Origin of the sequence: Pseudotamlana haliotis (assembly GCF_008806375.1) — a bacterium.
In the GTDB taxonomy this organism is placed as follows: domain Bacteria; phylum Bacteroidota; class Bacteroidia; order Flavobacteriales; family Flavobacteriaceae; genus Pseudotamlana; species Pseudotamlana haliotis.
On sequence record NZ_WAAT01000033.1, the window covers coordinates 403 to 3,369 of the forward strand.

A 2,967-nucleotide genomic window follows, 5' to 3' on the forward strand; every position below is an offset into this window, starting at 1 on the left:
AATGGGTTTAGCTCAGTGGAATTCCATTAAAATTATTATTAAAACTATATTGAATTATTAGTAATGTTTATGGTTTTAATCATGAATTGAACTAATAAAATTTAAATCATGCAAGTTGTACGTAAGTTTTTTTCTATCTATTTTTGCGCAGAATTTAATCCCTCAACAAAGTGGAGCACTAAAACCTAAACAAACATTGTGCTTTTACTTGTTGATTTTAATTTAAACTTAAAAACAACTTAATTATGAAAACAAGAATTATTGCAACAGCAGTAGCGTTATTTGGATTTGCATTTTAAAATGCACAACAATTACCAGACAAGGAACTTTCCGAAAGTCAAGTAAGAAATGAAATGCGTTCTGCAAAAGGTGTATCTTTTGAAGAAGGAGATATGTTCGTAGAAGGTGGTGTTTCAGTGAGTACAGATGATGTTACCACTTCTTATTCGATAAACCCTAAATTTGGTTATTTTTTATCTGATAAAGTAGCTATTGGTGGTGATTTAGATTTTGGAGGTAGTAAAGATGAAAGTACTTCACCTGATACTAAAACAAACTTTTTTGGTGTTGGAGCTTTTGCTAGATATTATTTCTTAGAATTGTCTCAAAAGCGTTTCAAAGCTTATGGTGATGTTGGTTTGGGATACAGCCATTCTCGTGTAGAAGTTGGTGATGTTGATAATACTACTAATGGTATTAAAGCTAATCTTACTTTAGGTGTTAACTATTTCTTCACTAAGAAATTTGCTGCAACTTTTGTATTAGCTGATATTTTAACTTACAACAATGCTAATCCAGAAAATAGTGATGCAACAAACAGTTTTGAGTTAAACATTAACTTATTTAATAACCCTTTTGCACAACCTCAATTTGGTCTATTATATAAATTCTAATTAGTAGAATATTTTATTATAACAAAAAACGTCTAAGTAATTACTTAGACGTTTTTTTATACCTAATATTTTGGTAATTGTCTTTACTAATCTATAAACGTTTTAGAAGCTCTGCTTTTTTCGCTTTATACTCTTCATCTGTAAGGATGTCTTTATTTCTAAGGTCTGCTAATTTTTCTAATTTAGAAAAAACATCCCTTTCTTCTTCGGCAGTTAAGATATTTGGTGCCTTAAAACGTGGCGGTTGTGGATTAGAAGGGGCTGTATCAGTGGAACTTTCATCAATTCGAACATTATTATTATTATTATGATTTAGGTTTTCTTGATTCCCTGAAACCACTGGAAGTGTATTTAAATCAATAGTACCATATTGGCTGCTAAAGTTTACGTCATAATTTCCACCTTGTTGTTGACCCACACCACCTATTTGGTGATCTAATGTGTCAAAAATTGTTACTTTACCATTTTCTTGTATGGCTAAACGATGAATTTGGTTAAAAATAGCATAGCTCGTACCATTTTGGCTACCACTAGAATTAGGATATCCCAAATTACCCCACCAATGGCCACTAGGGGATAGTGATCCGTCTTGGTTCTTTACTTGTGCTAAGGGTTGATATTGTAGAGCCCCTTGTATCACGGCGTTGGATATCGCAATACAAATACCATCAACTAATGCTCTAAGTTGGTTATTAAACATATCACCAACCATGGTCATTCCGCCTTGCATCCATTGGCCTCCACCACCAAGCTCTGGAAGGTAAAACTGAGCCATTGTACCATTAGTTTGTCTCAATGCGTGCGCCAATTCCATAGCAGTTTCTATAGTTACACCATAATTATTAGCAATATTGGCAATGTTTTGCATGCTAGATTCTGTGAATTTGTAGTCCATATCTTTTATTTAAAGTATAACGATTCATTATATTTTCAAATGTAGCGTTAAGTTTGCCCAAAAGTAGGTGTTTTTTGTAGAAGTTTCTCATAGATTGTATTTATAACAATTACCTAACATATTGATTTTGTTGTGGTTTTATTTAGACTCTAATAGTTTAGCTAGTAGTTCGTAAGTATTTTTGATGCTTGTTTTAGTACAGATAGTATCTAAAATGATTTAAATTTCTTACGAAATCAATATTTTGTTTTCTTATGTATAGTATATGTCAAGTCGTGTTTTCAGTATTTACAACGTGTGATTGCTAATTTTGGAGAAACATTTTTATTCAGTTATAATATGCGAAATACACACAAATTAAATCAACTAACACTTTTTACAGCACTGGTAAGTCTTTGTTTTTTAATGTATTGTAGTAGCAATTCCGATTCCGATTCGGATTCAAAAAATTCTAGCCCAAAGGCTGAAAACAACACTTTAGAAGTTTTACAAGATAGTAACTCAGGAGAAGCTAATCAAATTGATGTATCTGTAAATGATTTTATTGGTACCGATGGAGGCGATAACGATAATTACAGTCTGTCTAAAGCAGCTGCTAATGGTAAAGTTTCTGAAATTGAGGATGGTATATTTGAATATATCCCTAATTCAGTTTTTTTTGGGTCAGATGCTTTTACCTATAAATTAACTGATGCCAATAACGATATGGGTGAAGCAGAAGTTTTTGTGACTGTTATTGAAGGGGATGGACCAACTCTAGAAGACTTTGAAAATATAGATCCTGATTATCCGTCGTTCGTTTCTATTGAAAATGCCACTCCCGAAGGTTATAGTTGGGTGAAAATGGAATCTATGTCTGATTAATTTGATGCTTGGGATTCAAACAAATGGTTTAAATCTACATGGGATTACGGTTTACCGGTAAAGATGTCTATATCAAATAAAAATTCAGGGGTTACCGACGGTAATTCATGGATTAAGGCTACTTTAAATGAATCCAATCCTGAAAATAGATGAAAGGGTTTTGTAGGCTTCCCTTTTTGGGGAAGCCTACAAGACATGTGTTTTTTTTGGTGAAACATGGCATGTCAATTAGTGAAACATAAGTGAAATTTTGTGCTTTAAATGAAGCAAAAACGGGATCAAGCGCAAAAGTTGTGTGTGGAAATTAAAAATAGT

3 protein-coding genes are annotated in these 2,967 nt (G+C 32.5%); 2 read left to right on the forward strand and 1 reads right to left on the reverse strand.

The genetic code is table 11. From position 1 onward, the window contains the following. Positions 1-353: 353 nt before the first annotated feature. Positions 354-893 carry an outer membrane beta-barrel protein gene (locus F6U93_RS06180; protein WP_225312591.1) on the forward strand — a complete coding sequence of 180 codons (540 nt, stop codon included), beginning with the start codon at positions 354-356 and terminating at the stop codon, positions 891-893. Between the two features lie 91 nt (positions 894-984). Here the strand turns inward: F6U93_RS06180 and F6U93_RS06185 are convergent, their stop codons facing one another. Further along, entirely contained in the window at positions 985-1,788 is an 804-nt protein-coding gene (locus F6U93_RS06185; RefSeq protein ID WP_150937914.1) for an SHOCT domain-containing protein, read from the reverse strand. A 339-nt stretch (positions 1,789-2,127) separates the two neighbouring features. On the opposite strand from F6U93_RS06185, the gene F6U93_RS06190 reads away from it, so the two are divergent. Continuing rightward, positions 2,128-2,652, forward strand: a complete 525-nt coding sequence (locus tag F6U93_RS06190) for an Ig-like domain-containing protein (RefSeq protein WP_150937915.1) — start codon at positions 2,128-2,130, stop codon at positions 2,650-2,652. Positions 2,653-2,967: the final 315 nt, after the last annotated feature.